An 18,415-nucleotide genomic window follows, 5' to 3' on the forward strand; every position below is an offset into this window, starting at 1 on the left:
CGAACATTGCTTACGCATCAACGAGATTGCCATGTCCAACATCGTCATCGCCGCCGCCAAGCGCACCGCCATCGGCTCCTTCCTCGGCCAGTTCAACGGCGTGCCGACCCCGACCCTCGGCGCGGCCGCCATCGCGGCCGCCCTGGAACAGTCGGGCGTGCCGGCCAGCGACGTCTCTGAAGTCCTCATGGGCTGCGTGCTGCCGGCCAACCTCGGCCAGGCGCCCGCCCGCCAGGCGGCGATCGCCGCCGGCATTCCGCTGTCGACCGGTGCCACCACCCTCAACAAGGTGTGCGGCTCGGGCATGAAGACCATCATGCTCGGCCATGACCTGATCAAGGCCGGTTCGGCCAGCATCGTGGTTGCCGGTGGCATGGAATCGATGTCCAACGCCCCGCACCTGCTGCCCAACTCGCGTACCGGCAACCGCTTCGGCAACTTCCAGGCGATCGACCACATGGCCCACGACGGCCTGGTCAACGCCTACGACGGCAAGGCCATGGGTGAATTCGCCGAATGCGCCGTGGACAAGTACCAGTTCAGCCGCGAGGAACAGGACGCCTATGCGATCGAATCGGTCAAGCGCGCACAGGCCGCACAGGCCAATGGGGCATTCGCCGACGAGATCGTCGCGGTGAAGGTCGCCACCCGCAAGGGTGAGGTCGAGGTCGCCACCGACGAGCAACCCGGCCGCTCCGACATCGCCAAGATCCCGACCCTGCGCCCGGCCTTCAAGAAAGACGGCAGCGTCACCGCCGCCAGCTCCTCCAGCATCTCCGACGGCGCCGCTGCGGTGGTCCTGCTGACCGAGGAAGACGCCAACGCACGTGGCATTACCCCGCTGGCGCGCATCGTCGGCCACGCCACCCATTCGCAGGAACCGGAGTGGTTCACCACCGCCCCGATCGGCGCGATCCGCACGCTGCTGGCCAAGACCGGATGGTCGCTGGACCAGATCGACCTGTTCGAAATCAATGAGGCCTTCGCCGTGGTGGCAATGGCACCGATGCGTGAACTGGGCATCCCGCACGACAAGCTCAACGTGAATGGCGGGGCCTGCGCACTGGGCCATCCCATCGGTGCCTCCGGTGCACGCTTGGTGGTGACCTTGGTCAACGCCCTGCGCACGCGCGGTGGCAAGCGCGGCATTGCCACCCTGTGCATCGGTGGCGGTGAAGCAACAGCCATCGCCATCGAATTGATTTAAAAAGATTTAACGACGATTTCGCAAAAATGAATGCGGGATCGCTTGACACCCAATCTTGGCTTGTCATCATGTTGTCGGCGCGCAGCATGCGCGTTGCCTAATTCTAACGACGAGGATTTACACAATGAGCATCAACAAGCTGCTGGTCGCGATGTCCCTGGCTCTGGCCCTGGCCGCCTGCTCGAAGCAGGAAGCTGCCCAGGACGCCGCTGCTTCGGCCAACGAAGCCGCCACCGAAGCCCAGGCTGCTGCCGACCAGGCCGCCGCTGCCGGCGCCCAGACCGCCGACGCTGCCCAGCAGGCTGCCAACACCGCCGCCACCGCTGCTGACGCTGCGACCGACGCTGCTGCCAACACCGCTGCTGCCGCGACCGACGCTGCTGCTGGCGAAGCCAAGGACGCTGCCAAGGCTGCCGAAGCTACCGCTGAGCAGGCCAAGGACGCTGCTGAAGAAGCCAAGAAGTAATAACTTCTTTCTTCAGGCTGTTCTGGAAAAGCCGCTGGTTCGCCAGCGGCTTTTTCTTTGGCCTGCTGCCTGCGCGCGCCTCGGATCGCGACCCCGTCTTCACAACGGCATGAATAGGCTGGCGTCCCCATCCATTGCAGTACCGGAGACCGCCATGAAGATTCGCCCGATCACCACCACGCTGCTGGCCGCCTCCCTGCTGCTGGCCCTGGCCGCCTGCAAGGGTCCGGAAGCCGAACAGGCCAAGCAGGACGCGCAGCAGGCCGCCGACAGCGCCGGCGCTGCCGCCCGTGACGCCGTGGACAGGGCCGCCGAAGCCACCCGCAACGCTGCCGACAAGACCGCTGCCGCTTCCGAGCAGGCCGCCACCGATACCCAGCAGGCACTGGACAAGGCCGCAGACGCCACCGCAAACGCCGCAGACAAGGCCAAGGTTGCAGCCACCGACGCCGCTGCACATGCCAGCGACGCCACTGCGGACGCCGCACAGAAGGTTGCTGACAAGGCCCGTGATGTCGCCAATGACGCCAAGGCCAACGCCGCCAGGGAAGAAGCCAAGCACTAAGGCGTACCGGCAGCCGGGCATCGGCTCGGCGCCACAGGAAAAGCCGCGGCACTGCCGCGGCTTTTCTGCTTTTCGCTCTCTGCTCTTTCTGTTGATTCCGTGCTGGACGCGTACGGAAAGTGTCCAAGGACGCGCGGGTAGGTTGCGCAGGGGCGTAAGCGCCATGGATGGCGCGCCCGAGCCTACAAGAACGTATTCACGGCGTCCCCTGCGCGACCTACCCGCGCGGCCCACCCATCAGTATCAGCGCCCACCCCGAGGGGCTTCGCCGTTGGCCGCCCTACGGCAGCGCGCGCGCCAGCATTGCCGACAGATCCACACCCGCCGGCAGCGTCCCGAACACCAGCCCATGCTGCCCTTCCAGCCGGCTGCGCACGAACGCTTCAGCCATTGGACTGCCCGCCCGCAACATCAACGCTGCCTGCAACAGCAGCGCAGTGCGCTCGCAGAAAAGCCTCGCCTGCGACTCATCCGGTGCCGGTGCCGCTGCCCAACGCTGCAATGCCGCTGCGTAGCGCGCATCACGATCGGCCACCGCTGCCAGCTCGGCGCGCAGCGCCGCCAGTGCCTCCGGTTCACGTGCCAGCGCGCGCAGTACGTCCAGGCACTGGATGTTGCCACTGCCTTCCCAGATCGAATTCAACGGCGCCTGCCGGTACAGCCGCGGCAGCATCGATTCCTCCACATAGCCTGCGCCGCCGAGGCATTCCTGCGCTTCGTTGACGAAGGCCGGTGCGCGCTTGCACAGCCAGTACTTGCCCAGCGCCGTTCCCACCCGTGCCAGCGCAGCTTCGTTGGCATCCACGCCTGCGCGATCCACCGCGCGTGCGATGCGCATCGAAAGTACCGTGGCCGCTTCCGATTCCAGTGCCAGGTCGGCCAGCACATTGGTCATCAACGGGTGCTCGACCAGCAGCTTGCCGAAGGTGCGGCGATGGCGTGCGTGGTGCAACGCCTGCGCCAACGCCATGCGCATTTCCGCCGCTGCGCCCAGCATGCAATCCAGGCGGGTCATCATCACCATGCCGATGATGGTGGCCACGCCACGCCCCTCCTCGCCCACCCGCCATGCCTGCGCGCCGCAGAACTCGACTTCGCTGGAGGCATTGGCCCAATCGCCGAGCTTGTCCTTCAACCGCATCAGGCGGAACGCGTTGCGGTCACCGTCGGCCAGCCGGCGCGGCATCAGCAGGCAGGTCAGTCCTCCGGGCGCCTGCGCCAGCACCAGGAAGCCATCGCACATCGGTGCGGAAAAGAACCACTTGTGGCCGACAAGGCGATAGCGCTCACCATCGATCGGTTCGGCGCGCGTGCTGTTGGCGCGCACATCCGAGCCGCCCTGCTTCTCGGTCATGCCCATGCCCAGGGTGATGCCGGCCTTGTCAGCCACCGGCACGTCGCGCGGGTCATAGACCGGCGCTGCGGCCTTGCGTGCCCACTCGGCCAGATGCGGCTGCGTGTGCAGCACCGCTACTGCTGCATGGGTCATCGTCAAGGGGCAACTGGTGCCGGCCTCGGCCTGGTGGTGCAGGTAGCTCAACACCGCACGCGCGACGTGCGCGCCGGGTTGCGGTTCGTGCCAGGACAAGCCGGCGACACCGTGCGATTTCGCCGTTTCCATCAACTGGTGATAGGCCGGGTGGAACTCCACCGTATCGATGCGATGACCCTGTGCATCATGCGTGCGCAGGCGTGGGCGGTCGCGGTTGGCATCGAAGCCGAGCCGGTACAGCTCGTCGCCGGCCAGCGCGCCATAGACCGCCAGGCGTGGCGCGAAGCTGCCAGCGCCTTCGCGCTGCACGGCTTCCATCAGCGCCACATCGTCAGTCCACAACTGGCGCCCCGCGAACGGTGGCGGCTGGTTCAACACCACATGGGTTTCGTAGGGCGCGTCGCTGCTGAAGCTCGGTCCACTCATCCGGTCCATCCTGGCGGCAAGAGGTATGCGGTCCGATTGTGCCGCATGACTTGCCAAGCCCGTGTTCAGGCCGGTTCTCACCCTGTGCACGAGCGGCAGGCCACAGTGACCGCATGGCAGCCAACGACGATCTGGTGGTGTTGCGCCCGGAAGGGCTGTACTGCGCCGCCGGCGATTTCCACATTGATCCCTGGCGACCGGTAGCGCGCGCGGTCATCACCCATGGCCACGGGGATCACGCCCGCCCGGGCATGGGCGAGTACCACTGCAGCGAAGGCAGCCTGCCGATCCTGCGCTGGCGCCTGGGCGATGTGCCGGTACAGGCGCACGTCGAGGGCGTGCCGTTCCGCCTGGGCCGGGTACAGGTCTCGCTGCATCCAGCCGGTCACGTCCTGGGATCTTCGCAGGTGCGCATCGACGACGGGCGGCAGGTCTGGGTCGCCTCCGGCGACTACAAGCGGCAGCCTGACCCAACCTGTGCGCCGTTCGAAGTGGTGCCCTGCGATACCTTCATCACCGAAGCCACCTTCGCCCTGCCGATCTACCGCTGGCCGGACACGCCGGCCGTCGCTGCTGAGATCGTGGCGTGGCGCCGCGAATGCGAACAACGCGGCGAGGCTGCGATCCTGCTGTGCTATGCACTCGGCAAGGCACAACGGGTGCTGGCCGAGCTGCGGCCGCTGGACGATCGGCCGGCCTGGCTGCATGGCGCCATCGCCAATGGCGTGGCGGTGTACCGGCAGGCCGGCGTACCGATGCTGGAGACGCTCACCGTGGCCGAACAGGGCCGCCAGCCCGATGCCGCCGGCCAGTTGATCCTCGCCCCGCCCTCGGCTGCGGGCACGCCCTGGATGCGCCGCTTCGGCCGTCACCAGCTGGGCTTCGCCTCGGGCTGGATGCAACTGCGCGGCAACCGCCGCCGCCGCAACGTTGATCGTGGCTTCGTCATTTCCGACCACGCCGATTGGCCCGCACTGCTGCAGACGATCGAACAGACCGGCGCGCAGCGGGTGATCGCCACCCATGGCAATACCGATGCGTTGATTCCGTTCCTGCGCGAGCGCGGCGTGGCTGCCGAAGCCTTCCGTACCGATTTCGGGAGCGAGGAATGAAGGCCTTCGCAGCACTCTACCAACGCCTGGACCGCAGCACTGCCACGCTGGACAAGCGAGCGGCACTGGTCGATTACTTCGGCCAGGCAGGCGCGCACGATGCGGCGTGGGCGCTGTACCTGCTCAGTGGTGGCAAGGTGGGCGGCGCGCGCAGGAAGATCGCCGCCAGTGGCGAACTGCGCGCCTGGATTGCCGAGGAATCAGGGTTGCCACCGTGGCTGGTGGAGGACAGCTATGCGCAGGTGGGTGACCTGGCCGAAACGCTGACCCTGCTGCTGGACGACCCACCGAACCCCTCGCCTGACCGGCCCCTGGCCGAATGGATCGAACAGCACCTGCTGGCGGTGGCCAACCAACCCGAGGCGATGCGCCGTGCGGCAGTCGTGGCCGGCTGGCAGCAGCTGTGCAGCAGCGAACGCCTGGTGTTCAACAAGCTGCTGACCGGCGCCCTGCGCGTTGGCGTCTCGCAACGACTGGTGCAGCAGGCGCTGGCCGAATGGTCCGGCCTGGACATCGCACGCATCGCCCAGCGCATGCTGGGCGAGTGGGTGCCCTCGCCCGGGCTGCTGGCCCAGCTGCTGTCGCCGGATGAGCTGCCGCTGGACCGGCAGCAGCCCTACCCGTTCTTCCTCGCCTCGCCACTGGAGGGCAACCCTGCCGAACGACTCGGCGCGATCGATGACTGGCTGCTGGAATGGAAGTGGGATGGCATCCGCCTGCAGCTGCTGCGCCGGCGCGGCGAGGTCGCCTTGTGGTCACGCGGCGAAGAGCGGCTGGATGGCCGCTTCCCCGAGATCGAACAGGCGGCGATGGCGCTTCCCGATGGCTGCGTGCTGGACGGCGAGCTGCTGGCCTGGGACGAAGCCGCGGACCTGCCGCGTGCCTTCACCGCGCTGCAGACGCGCATCCAGCGCCGAAAACCCGGTGCGGCCACCCTGCGCAACACGCCGGTGCGGGTGCTCGCCTATGACCTGCTTGAACTCGATGGCGTGGACCTGCGCGAACGTCCGCTGCAGCAGCGGCGCGCGCGTCTCGCCGAGGTCGTCGGTGCACTGAACGATGCACGGATCCAGCTCTCACCCGGCGTTGACGCCGACGACTGGCTTCAGGCGGCGGCAATGCGCGACGTGGCACGCGAACGCGGCGTGGAAGGGCTGATGCTGAAGCGGCATGCCTCGCCCTACCAGGCCGGACGCCGCCGTGGTGACTGGTGGAAATGGAAGGTCGATCCGCTCACCATCGATGCGGTGCTCCTGTACGCGCAGGCCGGCCATGGGCGGCGCAGCACGCTGTACACCGACTACACCTTCGGCGTCTGGGACGGCGACACGCTGGTGCCGGTGGCCAAGGCCTATTCGGGCCTGGATGACAAGGAAATCCTCGCGCTCGATCGCTGGATCCGCGCCAACACCCGCGAGCGCTTCGGCCCGGTGCGCAGCGTTCGCGCCGAACACGTCTTCGAGCTGGGCTTCGAGGCGGTCAACCGCAGCAGCCGGCACAAGTCGGGCATCGCCGTGCGCTTTCCGCGCATCCTGCGCTGGCGCCACGACAAGCCCGCCAGCGAAGCCGATCAGTTGGCCACGCTGCAGGCGTTGGCACGATGAACCGCAGCCAGGCACTGCGCCGGCTTGAAGACTGGTTCGCGTCCAGAGGCTGGCGCTCACTGCCGTTCCAGCGCGCGATGTGGCGTCACTATCTCGCCGGCGAATCCGGACTGCTGCACACACCCACAGGCAGTGGCAAGACACTGGCGATGTTCGGAGGGCCGCTGCTGCAGGCCATGATCAACCCGCCGACCTCCCCCCGCCGCGCCAGCGCGGTACGCCCGCTGCAGGTGCTGTGGGTGACCCCCTTGCGCGCCTTGGCCAGCGACACTGCACGCGCGCTGCAGACCGTGGTCGATGGGCTGGGGCTGGGTTGGCGTGTCGGCCTGCGCAGTGGTGACGCCAGCAACCGCGAGCGGCGCCAGGCGCGCGAAGGCCGCATCGACGTACTGGTGACGACGCCGGAATCACTGGCGCTGCTGCTGAGCTATCCAGATACGCTGCCGCGCATGCAGCGGCTGCGCTGCGTGGTGGTGGACGAATGGCACGAACTGCTGGGAAACAAGCGCGGCGTCCTGCTGCAGTTGAACCTGGCGGTGTTGCGCGATGCCACGCCGGCATTGCAGCTATGGGGACTGTCAGCCACCCTGGGCAATCTGCAGGAGGCGCGCGACGTGCTGCTGCCCGGGCGACCGGAAGCACCGATCGTGCAGGGCGTACGGCCGCGCCCACTGAGCGTGCGCAGCCTGCTGCCAGACCCCGGCGAGCGCTTCCCATGGGCGGGGCATCTGGGCCTGGCACAGCTGCCACGCGTGCTGGAGGCGCTGATGCAGGCACGCAGCAGCCTGCTGTTCACCAACACCCGTGCACAGGCGGAACTGTGGCATCAGGCGCTGGCGGCGGTCTGGCCGGAAGAACCGGACACGCTTGCACTGCACCACGGCTCGCTGGATCCGGCACTGCGCCAGCAGGTGGAGGACGGCCTGCGCGCGGGCGCGCTGCGCTGCGTGGTTGCCACCTCCAGCCTCGACCTGGGCGTCGACTTCCCCGAGGTTGAGCAGGTCCTGCAGCTGGGCAGCCCGAAGGGCGTGGCGCGCCTGCGCCAGCGCGCCGGACGCGCACGCCACCGCCCGGGTGCCAGCGGCGCCATCCTGTGCGTGCCCAGCCATGCGCTGGAACTGGCCGAGTACGCTGCGGTGCGCTGTGCCTTGGCTGAAGGTGTGGTCGAAGCGCGCAAGCCGCCGACGCTGTCGCTGGATGTGCTGGCCCAGCACGCGGTCAGCCGCGCACTGGCGGGCGGCTTCGACAGCACTGCGCTGCTGGCACAGGTCCGGCGTACCCATGCCTTCGCGTCGCTCGGCGACGACCAGTGGCAGGCCGTGCTCACGTTCATCGTGCAGGGCGGGCAGGCGTTGGCCCAGTACCCCGATTTCCACAAGGTCGTGCGAGATGCCGATGGGTGGTACCGCATGCACGACCGCCGCCAGGCGCTGCGTCATCGGCTGTCGATCGGCACCATCAGCAGCGATGGCAGCGTGCGCGTGCAGTTCCTGCGCGGCGGCGGCCTGGGCGCCGTGGAGGAGCAGTTCGCCAGCCGCCTGCGCCGTGGCGACCGCTTCCAGTTCGCCGGGCGCCTGCTGGAGCTGGTGCAGCTGCGCGACATGACCGCCTTCGTGCGGTTGGCACGAGGGCGCGGAGACGGTGTCGTGCCACGCTGGCAGGGAGGCCAGTTGCCGCTGTCGATGCCACTCGGACGCGAGCTGGAGTGGGTACTGTCCGGTGCTGACGACAGCGCCGAATCACGCTGGCTGTCGCCCTTGCTGGCACTGCAGCAACAGTTGTCGGCGCTTCCCGGCCCGGACCACCTGCTGGTGGAAGAGGTGCGGCGTCGCGAAGGCCAGTTCCTGTTCGTCTATCCCTTTGCCGGCCGCCACGTGCATGAGGCGCTGGCCGCCCTGCTCGCGCTGCGCTGTACCCGCCGGCAGCGCAACAGCATCGGCTATGCGGTGAACGATCACGGCCTGGTGCTGGTACCGGCACAGGCCATCGATCTGGACGCGGCGCAATGGCGGGCGCTGTTCGCCACCGGTCAGCTGCTGGATGACCTGCGTGCTGCGGTGAACCTGGGCGAGCTGGCGCGTCGCCAGTTCCGCGGCATCGCACGCGTCGCCGGCCTGCTGGTCCCCAGCCTGCCCGGTGGCATGCCACGGGCACTGCGCCAGCTGCAGGCGTCCGCGGGACTGCTCTACGACGTACTGCGCGAGCACGACCCGGATCACCTGCTGCTGGCGCTGGCGGAACAGGAAGTGCTGAATGACAGCCTCGACATGCCGGGGCTGCAACAGGTACTGGCCAGGATTCGGATGCAGACCCTCTCGGTGCAGCGCCCGGCGTCACTGACGCCGTTGGGTTTCCCGCTGTGGGCCGAACGCCTGCGCGGGCAGTTCAGCAACGAAGACTGGCGTACCCGGGTGCAACGCGTGGCCCAGCAGCTGGAGCGTCGGTATGGCCGATGAACTGCCGCTGCTGCGCGCAGGCGAGCCGCTGGTGCTGCTTGGCGCGCGTGCACTGTACTGGCCCGCGCGGCAGGCACTGCTGCTCGCCGACCTGCACCTGGGCAAGGCCGATGTCTTCCGCCGCGCAGGCATCGCGCTGCCCGGCGGCGGTACCGGCAAGGACCTGCAACGCCTGCAGGGGCTGCTGGACGCGCGTGCCTGCCGCGAGGTGTGGATCCTGGGCGACATCCTGCACGGCCCGGCGCATCGTGCTGCGTGGTACCAGCAATGGCTGGGATGGCGCGAACGCAATGCCGCACTGGACGTGCATGTCCTGCGCGGAAATCATGACCGGCAGCTGCCGCGTGCCGAGCTGCAGGTGCAGATCCACGACGAAGTACGGTTGCCACCGTTCCTGCTTCGGCATGAGCCGGTGCCCGATGCGGAGCTGCATGTGATCGCCGGGCATCTGCATCCACAGATCGCTTTGCCTCCGTTGCGGCGGCGCTTCCCCGCATTCTGGCTGCGTGACAGGATGACACTCCTGCCGGCCTTCTCCGCGTTCACCGCCGGAATCGTTCCTGTTCCCGCTGCCGGCGAACAGATGGTCGCCTGCGTGGACAACGGCCTGGTGGCACTGCCCCTGGCTTGAATCAGGCCGGACGGATATCCAGCTGCGGCATCAGCTGGAACTCAGGCGTGTCCTCTTCCCGTCGCCGCGGCAAGGCCTGGATCGCCGCCAGCATCTCCTGCGCGCAGGTGCGGATGCGCGTGTGGTGCTCCGGCGACGCATGACTGATCAGGCTGCCGACATGAAACTCGAACACGTCCTCCAGTACGTCGGGCTGGTCCTCGTGCAGCATCTGCAACAGACCGCGCAGCTTGCAGATTTCCGATTCCAGCTCCTCGACCGCGAACAACATGGCATCCTCCTCTTCGACAACAGGCGGCACATCCGGGCCGCAACAGGCCGCGACGGCAGCGCCTCCCGGGCCACGCGCGATGTTGATCACGGAAAGGAAAACGGGCGACGCGTAATCGCGTGCAACCTACTTCTCGCATATGCGCAGTGAGGCAACCGTTAATTCACGTGACGACGCGTTTCACGCAGTGGCTGTGATCGCGTTGATGCGAGGCACCTGCGCCGCAGTGGCCAGCGCGTCGACGAAAGCAGGATCCAGCGCGAGCGAACCGAACCAGCCATGCTGGGTACCGCTGAGCACACGCAGCATGTGACCACGTCCACCCGGCAGGCGCCCCATCGGGCCGAGCAGCACGTCGCGCGCTTTGGCCCAGGCATCGCGATCGGACTGGAACAGCGGCGTCAGCCAACGGCTCCAGCGCTGGTAGACCGCAACGTGTGCCCTGCGCTGCGCCTGGTAGGCCTGCAATGCCGCGGCACCGCCACCATGCGCGCGCAAGGCATCGCGCAGCGCCAGCGCATCGAGCAGCGCCATGTTCACGCCCTGGCCCAGCTGTGGGCTCATCGCATGCGCGGCATCGCCGGCCAGCACCATGCGGCCGTGATGCCAGCGCGTCATCACCGCGTCGCGGTAGACGGCCCGTGCCAGCTGGCCGGCGTCACGCAGATGCGCGAAGCGTGCACTGGCCTGCGGCCACAGCGCATGCAGTTCGTCCAGCCAGGGCGTCATGCCGTCGGCCTGCCAACGTTCGAAATCGGCGCGTGGCAGGCTCCAGAAAAAGCTCAGGCGCGGCGTGTCATCACCGGGCCGCGTACCGACCGGCAACAGCCCGATCATCTTGCGTGCGGCCACGTAGCGCTGCCGCAGCTCCTGCAGGTGTGGCCAGTCTTCGGCCGGCAACAGGCACCACAGCGCACCCCACGGATACACGCGATCCAGTCCGTTGCCGTCTTTGATCGTGCCGCGCAGCGTCGAGGCCGCACCATCGGCGGCCACCACCAGGTCGAACGCACCGTGCAGGCGCCCTTCGCTGTCACGCAAGCGGCCCTGCTCGGCATCCACTGCGGCAATGCTGACGCCGGCATGCAGCTGGCCCGCACCAGCACGCGCATCATCCAGCAACGAGAACAGGGCGCCGCGCTGCATGCCAAGGCCGTGCAGGCGCGCGTCCAGGCCGGCGTAGCGCATGTCCATCACTGCGCGTTCGCACGGCGTATCGCCGTACAGGCGATGCACCGGCGCGGCATGCGCGCGCACGGCGTCAAGCAGGCCCATCTGCCACAGCACCTGCAGGCCGCTGGGCTGCAGCAGGAAACCGGCGCCAACCGGTCCCGGCGTGGGCACACGTTCGAAGATCTCCACCTCGTGGCCATCACGGGAGAGCAGGATGGACAATGCCTGTCCAGCGGTGCCGTAGCCGATCACGGCGATGCGCAGTCGTTCCTTCATGGGCGCATTGTGCCCGAGCGCAAATCCGGATGCCCAGCGGGGCCTCCGCCCACGGCAGCGCAATTCTTGTCGCAGCGCAAAAAAACCCCGCCGGAGCGGGGTTTTCAACGCACTGTCGAGTGGATCACTCGGCCGGCGTGATGTTCGAAGCCTGGGCGCCCTTCGGGCCCTGGGTCACGTCATAGGTGACACGCTGGCCTTCCTGCAGGCTGCGGAAGCCCTTGGAGTTGATGGCGGAGAAGTGCGCGAACACGTCGGCGCTGCCATCCTCCGGCGAGATGAAGCCAAATCCCTTGGCGTCGTTGAACCACTTGACGGTACCGTTCGGCATGGTGATGCGAGACCTTATGCAATGAATGGGTGGTGTACGCTGAACCCGCGCACAAGCTGAGTATGCAAAGCTTGCTCGGGGAAGACAATCACCCCCGCGCCAATTCGCCCACCAGTTCCGGAAGTCCGTTGCTGGCCGCCTGCACATTGGCCAGCACTTCGGCCATCGTAATCTCCTCGCCATCACCGCAGCCGGCGGCCCAGTTGGCGATGATCGCCAGGCAGGCATAATCCAGCCCCAGCTCCCGCGCCAGTGCGGCTTCCGGCATGCCGGTCATGCCCACCAGATCGCAACCGTCGCGGCGCATGCGGGCGATTTCGGCGATCGTTTCCAGGCGCGGGCCCTGCGTTGCGCCATAGCAGCCACCGTCATGGACCGTGACACCGGTCACTTTGGCTGCCGCCAGGATCTTGCTGCGCAGCATCGGCGTGTACGGATGGCCGAAATCGACGTGGACCACGTCGGAGCCTTCTTCTTCACAGATCGTGCTGATGCGGCCCCAGGTGTAGTCGATGATCTGGTCCGGGCAGGCGAGCACGCGCGGACCGAAGTTCTCGGTGATGCCACCCACCGTGTTCAATGCCAGCACCCGCTGCGCGCCCAGCTGCTGCAGCGCAGCCAAATTGGCTCGGTAGTTGATCTTGTGCGGCGGCAGCGAATGCCCCTCGCCATGCCGCGCCAGGAACGCCACGCGATGGCCGAGCAGCGTGCCCACGCGCACCGGGCCCGATGGGCGGCCGAAGCGGGTGTCGACCTCGTGGGTCTGCACGTCGTCAAGCTTGGCCAGGTTGTAGACACCGGTACCGCCGATCACGGCCAGGGCGATCTGTTGCATTCGAAGCACTCCATGAAAAGACGAACGCCGGCACCCGAGGATGCCGGCGGCAGAAGAAGACGCGCCGCGGGCGGCTGCGCCGTTATTCCTTCATCGCGTAGATGGCCGGCACGCAGCGCAGGGTCTCGTTGACGTCCATGCCGAAGCCGAACACGTAGCGGTCCGGCAGCTCGATGCCCGCGTAATCGGCGGTCACGTCAGGCAGCGCACGGTCGTGCTTCTTCACGGTCATCGCAGCGATGCGCACATCGGTCGCGCCCTGTTCCAGGCACCAGGTGCGAACGCCCTGCAGGGTGTAGCCCTCGTCGAGGATGTCGTCGACCAGCAGCACGCGGCGGCCGAACAGCGAGGTGGCCGGCTTGTGTTTCCAGACCAGGTCACCGCCGGTTGTTTCGCCGCGGTAGCGGGTGGCGTGCAGGTAATCGAACTGCACGTCCTGGCCGCGCGCGCCCAGTTCCAGCGCCAGCTGGCCGGCGAACGGCAGCGCACCATGCATGATCGACAGGAACAACGGCACCTCGCCCTTGTAATCGCGCGCGATGGCGTCGGCGATAGCAGCGATGGCCTTGTCGATGGTGGGGCGGTCGACCAGCAGGTCAGCCTGGGCCAGGGCCTGGGAAATGGTGAGGTTGGGCATCAGACGGTTCTTCCAAGGGTTTCAAGCAGACGGGATTGGGTGTCGCCATGGCGGGCATCGGCCAGCAGGCCGTCCCAGCCGAGTGCGCCGCGGCCGAGCAGGCCCAGCAGCGCAGCAGTATTGAGGGAGCGTCCCTGCACCGCATGCAGGGCTTCATCGACCAGTTCCGGATGGCAAACCAGCACCACGTCGCAGCCGGCGTCCAGGTGCGCGTGCACGCGTGCCGGCACGCCGCCGGCGCTGCGCGAGGCGGCCATGCCGATGTCATCGGAGAACACCACGCCGCGGAAGCCGAGTTCGCCGCGCAGGATGTCCTGGATCCAGCGTGGGGAATAGCCGGCGGGCTCCGGTGCCACCTGCGGATAGATCACGTGCGCCATCATCACCGCATCGGCACCGGCGGCGATGCCGGCCTGGAACGGCACCAGGTCCTGCGCGCGCAGTTCGTCCAGCGCGCGTGGATCGATCGCGGTATCCACGTGGGTGTCTTCCAGCACGGTGCCGTGGCCAGGGAAATGCTTGAGCGTGGCGGCCATGCCGACCGCGTGCATGCCGCGCACATAGGCTGCGGTGAACGCGGCCACGACCTGCGGGTCTTCACTGAAGGCGCGGTTGCCGATGGCGCGGTTGCCGCGGCCAAGGTCGACCACCGGGGCGAAGCTGAGATCCAGGCCGCTGGCGCGGACTTCACTGGCCATCAGCCAGGCATGCTGCTCGGCCAGCGCCAGGGCCTGCTGCGGGTCGGTGGCGTACAGGGCACCAATGTCCTGCAGCGGCGGAAGATCGCTGTAACCCTCGCGGAAGCGCTGTACGCGGCCGCCCTCCTGGTCCACGCAGATCAGCTGCGGGCGCGGGGCAGCGGCACGGATGGCCGCGCTCAGATCGGTCACCTGCTGGCGCGAGGCGAAGTTGCGCTTGAACAGCACCACTCCGGCCACGGCGTCGTGCTGCAGCCAGTCACGTTCCTGGGCGGTCAGTTCGGTGCCGGCAACGCCGATCAGCAGCATGGTCGATCTCCACAACGCGCGCCCGCATGGCGCAGTGCCGCATTGTCGCAGAACCGGCCGACAGGCGCAGTGGTCAGAAAAAGGGGACGGAGGGGATTAAGGCGCAATCGGCCCCAAGGGGCTGGATACGTCTTAATCCCCTCCGTCCCCTTTTGAGGAGCCGGTCAGACCTTGCAGCCGTCCGGGCCGCAGGCCTCGTCGCCGTCAGCCGGGGTGGCCGGGGCGCCCTGTTCGGCCGCGATCTGCTGCAGGGCCTGGGCGAACGCCTCGGGTGGTTGGGCCCCGGAAATCGCCCACTTCCCATCGATGACGAAGGTCGGCACCGAAGAAATGCCCAGTGCATGGGCCTGCGCCAGCTTGGCTTCGACCTCGGCCAGCCCGCGGTCGGAGGCCAGCATCTGCGCGATTTCGCCACCGTCCAGGCCGCCCGCCACGCCGGCCTTCACCAGTACAGCGTTGTCAGCCAGGTTCTGGCCATGCTCGAAGTGGGCGCGGAACAGCGATTCACCCACCGCATCCTGCACGCCATGCTGGCCGGCCAGCCACAACACCCGATGCGCCGGCAGTGTGGTCACCCGCACCTGGCCCTGGTTGAAATCCATCGGCAGCCCCTCCGCGCGCGCGGCGGTCTGGGTCTGGCCGAGGATCTGCTCGGTGCGCTCGACGCCCCCGAACTTGCGCGAATAGGCCTCGCGCAGCGGCACCGGGGTGTCGTCCGCATCCGGGTCCAGCTGGAACGGCTGCCAGTGGATATCGAGGTCAGGCGCGTTCAGACCCAGCAACTGCACGCCCTGCTGGAAACGATGCTTGCCGATCCAGCACCAAGGGCAGACCACGTCGGAGTAGATGTCGATTCTCATCCGAACGACATGGGGACCGCCTTCCTCGATAAAAGGGGACGGAGGGGATTAAGTCGCTTTCCGCACAGGCGGGGTAAAGCCGACTTAATCCCCTCCGTCCCCTTTTTGGGGGCTCACCACTGTGAATACGGGCGGCTGGCCAGGGCAACGTTGTAGTAGCGGGCGTCATCGGTCACTTCGGCGCCGACCCAGTCCGGCAGGTCGATGGCCTGGTCCGCGCTTTCCAGCTCGACTTCGGCCACCACCAGGCCGGCGTTGTCACCGAGGAACTCGTCCACTTCCCAGGTCAGGCCGGCGTGTTCGACCAGATGGCGGCGCTTGTCGATCAGGCCGCCGACACACAGCGCCAGCAGTGCGCGCGCGTCCTCCACGGGGATCGGGTAGTCGAACTCCTGCCGGGTGTGGCCGAGGGTGCGCGACTTCAGGTTCAGCGCGGCGTGGTCGCCTTCGATGCGCACGCGCACCGAGGCGTTCTGGGTGCCGCGGTCGAGCGCGCCCATGTCGTTGATGTAGCCCTGCGCCATCGGGATCACCCGATGCGCGGCGGTGCGCCAGCCATCGCTGCTGACCAGGAATTTGCGTTCGATTTCGATGCCCATGGCGCAATTATGCGCCACGGGTGATGACAGCTGCTCAGCGCTTTTCGAATACCGCGATGCTTTCCACGTGCGCGGTGTGCGGGAACATGTCCATGGCACCGGCGCTGACCAGGGTGAAGCCCTGTTCGTTGACCAGATAGCCGGCATCGCGCGCCAGCGAGCCCGGGTGGCAGCTGACGTAGACGATGCGCTTGAACTGCTTCAGCGGCAGCTGCTGCAGCACTTCGATCGCGCCCGAGCGCGGCGGATCCAGCAGCAGCTTGTCGAAGCCCTGGCGCATCCACGCCGTGCTGCGCTGGTCCTGGGTCAGGTCGGCGCTGAAGAACTGCGCGTTCGCCAGGCCGTTGCGCTCGGCGTTCTCACGCGCACGCGCGACGAGGCCGGCATCGCCTTCCACACCCACCACTTCACGCACACGGCGGGCCAACGGCAGGGTGAAGTTGCCCAGGCCGCAGAACAGGTCCAGCACGCGCTCGTCCTTACCCGGCTGCAGCAGGTCCAGGGCGTGGGCGATCATCTTCTCGTTGAGCTTGGCGTTGACCTGGATGAAATCCAACGGGCGGAACGCCAGCTCGACATCCCACGGCGCCAGCCGGAACGACAGCGGCACGCCCTGCCCGTCCAGCGGCTGCACGGTGTCCACGCCGCCGGACTGCAGGTAGATCACGAACCCATGCTGCTGGCCGAAGGCAGCCCAGGCCGCGCGGTCCGCATCGCTGAGCGGTTCCAGGTGGCGCACGGTCAGCACCACCGCCTGGTCACCGGCGATGAACTCGATCTGCGGGATGTCGCGCTTGCCATCGAGCGTTTCAATGAAGGTGGACAGCGCCTCGACCTGGGTGCCGATTTCCGGAATCACCGTCAGGCATTGGCTGAGGTCGGCGACGAAACGCGGATCCTGTTCACGGAAGCCGACCAGGGTCTTGTCCTTCTTCTCGACCCGGCGCACCGAGAAGCGGCCCTTGCGGCGGTAACCCCAGCTCTCGCCGACCAGCGGCGGCAGCACGGTGCCCGGCTTCACATGGCCGATCCGCTCCAGGTTGTCCATCAGCACGCGCTGCTTGGCGACGATCTGCTGGGCCTCGTCCAGGTGCTGCAGTACGCAGCCGGCACAGGTGCCGAAATGGGGGCACTTGGGGGTCACCCGCTGCGGCGAGGCCTGCAGCACCTCCAGCGTGCGCGCCTCGTCGAAATGGCGGCTGCGGGCTGTCTGTTCGGCCATCACCACCTCACCGGGCAGGGCGCCGCTGACGAAGGTAACCTTGCCGCCCTCGCCTTCACGGCGGGCGACACCGCGACCATCATGGCTGAGGTCGAGGATCTCGGTCTGGAACGGGGTACGGTCGGTGCGGGAGCGGGATCGGGCCACGTGGCAACAGGCTGCGGGCAAAAATGGGGGCGTATTGTCGCAGATCCTGACCGATGGGGCCCGGACCCGCTTGCGCCCGTGGCCGTCGTGCATGATGATTGGGACAGCTGACATGGAGGCAGCCCTGATGCAGATGACCCCGCGGGCCGCACGGCCCCGCTTCCTGCTTGTCGAGGACGACATCATCAGCCGCGGTTTTTTCAAGGCGGCGTTGGAAACGTTACCGGCGGATGTGGACACCGCAGATTCGCTGGCCAGTGCCCTGGCCAGTGCCGAGCCCGGCTCGCATGACCTGTGGCTGATCGACGTCAACCTGCCGGACGGCAATGGCGCGCAGCTGTTGCGTGAGTTGCGCCGTTCACATCCCGACACGCCGGCGCTGGCACATACCGCCGACGGCGATGCCTCCATTCACGCCCGCCTGCGCGAAGCTGGTTTCAGCGACACGCTGGTCAAGCCACTGGGCCGCGACCAGCTGCTGAAGGCCGTGCGCCGAGCGCTGGTCAACAGCCCGGCGGGGATCTTCGTGGCACAGGCCCCGGCCGCGGTCGAACTGGCCGTACAGGACTGGGACGAGACCGCAGCCCTGGCAGCGCTCAATGGCCAGCGCAACCACCTGATCGCACTGCGCGAACTGTTCCTGGCCGAGTTGCCGGGCGTGCGCGACGCGGTCGAGCAGGCGGTCGACCAGCACGACGAGCGCCAGTTGCGCAGCCAGTTGCACCGATTGCAGGCCAGCTGTGGCTTCGTGGGGGCGGCACGGTTGGGACGGGCGGTGCGCCAGCTGCATCATGCGCCCGATTCCGGGCAGGCCCAGGCGGGGTTCCGCGACGCGGTGGCTGCCCTGCTGCACTGAGGGTTGCTCGGCAGGGCTGCGCCCTGCACCCGCAGATGCTTCAAGCCAGAGCAACATCAAAGGCCAGAGCCAGAGCGGCTCTGTCTTTCTGCCTGTTGGACGGGGGGGATGGGTGGGCAGGACACGCCGTAAACCCCGCTCCGCGGTCCGGCCCAGCCGCTGGCGGCTGGGCCGGGCCCCGGAGGGGTACTTGCAGCGCCCCCCCCTCAACCGGACCCACCCCGCCATCCGACGGAATGCAC

Annotated in this window: 18 protein-coding genes; 8 read left to right on the forward strand and 10 right to left on the reverse strand. The window is 67.7% G+C overall.

Annotated features, from left to right (window positions below; all coding sequences use genetic code 11):
* Positions 1 to 31: 31 nt before the first annotated feature.
* The 3 genes from ACUDTM_RS07300 (at position 32) to ACUDTM_RS07310 (ending at position 2,238) form a co-directional block, all read left to right on the forward strand.
* Entirely contained in the window at positions 32 to 1,207 is a 1,176-nt protein-coding gene (locus tag ACUDTM_RS07300; protein ID WP_049413060.1) for a thiolase family protein, read from the forward strand.
* Between the two features lie 124 nt (positions 1,208 to 1,331).
* Entirely contained in the window at positions 1,332 to 1,673 is a 342-nt protein-coding gene (locus ACUDTM_RS07305; RefSeq protein ID WP_005418203.1) for a hypothetical protein, read from the forward strand.
* Between the two features lie 154 nt (positions 1,674 to 1,827).
* A complete protein-coding gene (locus tag ACUDTM_RS07310; RefSeq protein ID WP_227838280.1) occupies positions 1,828 to 2,238 on the forward strand; it encodes a hypothetical protein in 411 nt (136 codons plus the stop codon).
* 280 nt (positions 2,239 to 2,518) lie between these two features.
* Here the strand turns inward: ACUDTM_RS07310 and ACUDTM_RS07315 are convergent, their stop codons facing one another.
* Positions 2,519 to 4,156, reverse strand: a complete 1,638-nt coding sequence (locus tag ACUDTM_RS07315) for an acyl-CoA dehydrogenase family protein (RefSeq protein ID WP_252744656.1) — start codon at positions 4,154 to 4,156, stop codon at positions 2,519 to 2,521.
* Positions 4,157 to 4,269: 113 nt separating this feature from the next.
* On the opposite strand from ACUDTM_RS07315, the gene ACUDTM_RS07320 reads away from it, so the two are divergent.
* The 4 genes from ACUDTM_RS07320 to pdeM are packed head-to-tail and all read left to right on the forward strand — an operon-like array spanning position 4,270 to position 9,959.
* A complete protein-coding gene (locus ACUDTM_RS07320; RefSeq protein ID WP_061479802.1) occupies positions 4,270 to 5,268 on the forward strand; it encodes a ligase-associated DNA damage response exonuclease in 999 nt (332 codons plus the stop codon).
* Positions 5,265 to 6,872, forward strand: a complete 1,608-nt coding sequence (locus ACUDTM_RS07325; protein ID WP_072169096.1) for an ATP-dependent DNA ligase — start codon at positions 5,265 to 5,267, stop codon at positions 6,870 to 6,872. The genes ACUDTM_RS07320 and ACUDTM_RS07325 overlap by 4 nt, the downstream gene beginning before the upstream one ends.
* The gene (locus tag ACUDTM_RS07330; RefSeq protein ID WP_445391232.1) at positions 6,869 to 9,328 is read left to right on the forward strand and encodes a ligase-associated DNA damage response DEXH box helicase; all 2,460 of its coding nucleotides are present in this window, start codon (positions 6,869 to 6,871) and stop codon (positions 9,326 to 9,328) included. The genes ACUDTM_RS07325 and ACUDTM_RS07330 overlap by 4 nt, the downstream gene beginning before the upstream one ends.
* A complete protein-coding gene (gene pdeM / locus ACUDTM_RS07335; RefSeq protein ID WP_072169094.1) occupies positions 9,318 to 9,959 on the forward strand; it encodes a ligase-associated DNA damage response endonuclease PdeM in 642 nt (213 codons plus the stop codon). Before ACUDTM_RS07330 ends, pdeM begins: the two co-directional genes overlap by 11 nt.
* 1 nt (position 9,960) lies before the next feature.
* On the opposite strand, the gene ACUDTM_RS07340 is transcribed toward pdeM, so the two are convergent.
* From ACUDTM_RS07340 to rlmD, 9 genes are all read right to left on the reverse strand, one after another.
* Positions 9,961 to 10,230, reverse strand: coding sequence for a hypothetical protein (locus ACUDTM_RS07340; RefSeq protein ID WP_053500349.1), 270 nt, complete (start codon positions 10,228 to 10,230; stop codon positions 9,961 to 9,963).
* 180 nt (positions 10,231 to 10,410) lie between these two features.
* Positions 10,411 to 11,679 (reverse strand): FAD-dependent oxidoreductase, encoded by a 1,269-nt coding sequence (locus tag ACUDTM_RS07345; RefSeq protein ID WP_164263716.1) that lies wholly within the window; start codon positions 11,677 to 11,679, stop codon positions 10,411 to 10,413.
* A gap of 124 nt (positions 11,680 to 11,803) precedes the next feature.
* Positions 11,804 to 12,010: a cold-shock protein gene (locus tag ACUDTM_RS07350; protein ID WP_005410590.1), complete on the reverse strand. Its 207-nt coding sequence runs from the start codon at positions 12,008 to 12,010 to the stop codon at positions 11,804 to 11,806.
* Positions 12,011 to 12,098: 88 nt separating this feature from the next.
* Positions 12,099 to 12,845, reverse strand: a complete 747-nt coding sequence (locus tag ACUDTM_RS07355) for an S-methyl-5'-thioinosine phosphorylase (RefSeq protein WP_005418222.1) — start codon at positions 12,843 to 12,845, stop codon at positions 12,099 to 12,101.
* Positions 12,846 to 12,927: 82 nt separating this feature from the next.
* Positions 12,928 to 13,482: a hypoxanthine-guanine phosphoribosyltransferase gene (locus ACUDTM_RS07360; RefSeq protein WP_005418223.1), complete on the reverse strand. Its 555-nt coding sequence runs from the start codon at positions 13,480 to 13,482 to the stop codon at positions 12,928 to 12,930.
* Entirely contained in the window at positions 13,482 to 14,489 is a 1,008-nt protein-coding gene (nagZ, locus tag ACUDTM_RS07365) for a beta-N-acetylhexosaminidase (protein WP_445391233.1), read from the reverse strand. The genes ACUDTM_RS07360 and nagZ overlap by 1 nt, the downstream gene beginning before the upstream one ends.
* Positions 14,490 to 14,653: 164 nt before the next feature.
* A complete protein-coding gene (locus ACUDTM_RS07370) occupies positions 14,654 to 15,349 on the reverse strand; it encodes a DsbA family oxidoreductase (RefSeq protein ID WP_353761600.1) in 696 nt (231 codons plus the stop codon).
* A gap of 113 nt (positions 15,350 to 15,462) precedes the next feature.
* Entirely contained in the window at positions 15,463 to 15,948 is a 486-nt protein-coding gene (locus ACUDTM_RS07375; protein WP_053500339.1) for a CYTH domain-containing protein, read from the reverse strand.
* Positions 15,949 to 15,982: 34 nt separating this feature from the next.
* On the reverse strand, positions 15,983 to 17,317 hold the full coding sequence (rlmD, locus tag ACUDTM_RS07380) for a 23S rRNA (uracil(1939)-C(5))-methyltransferase RlmD (protein WP_445391234.1): 1,335 nt from the start codon (positions 17,315 to 17,317) through the stop codon (positions 15,983 to 15,985).
* A gap of 127 nt (positions 17,318 to 17,444) precedes the next feature.
* Here rlmD and ACUDTM_RS07385 point away from each other — a divergent pair, with 127 nt between their 5' ends.
* Positions 17,445 to 18,173 (forward strand): response regulator, encoded by a 729-nt coding sequence (locus tag ACUDTM_RS07385; RefSeq protein WP_072169087.1) that lies wholly within the window; start codon positions 17,445 to 17,447, stop codon positions 18,171 to 18,173.
* Positions 18,174 to 18,415 lie beyond the last annotated feature (242 nt).

The sequence above is a fragment of the Stenotrophomonas maltophilia group sp. vghtpe118 genome (assembly GCF_052605195.1).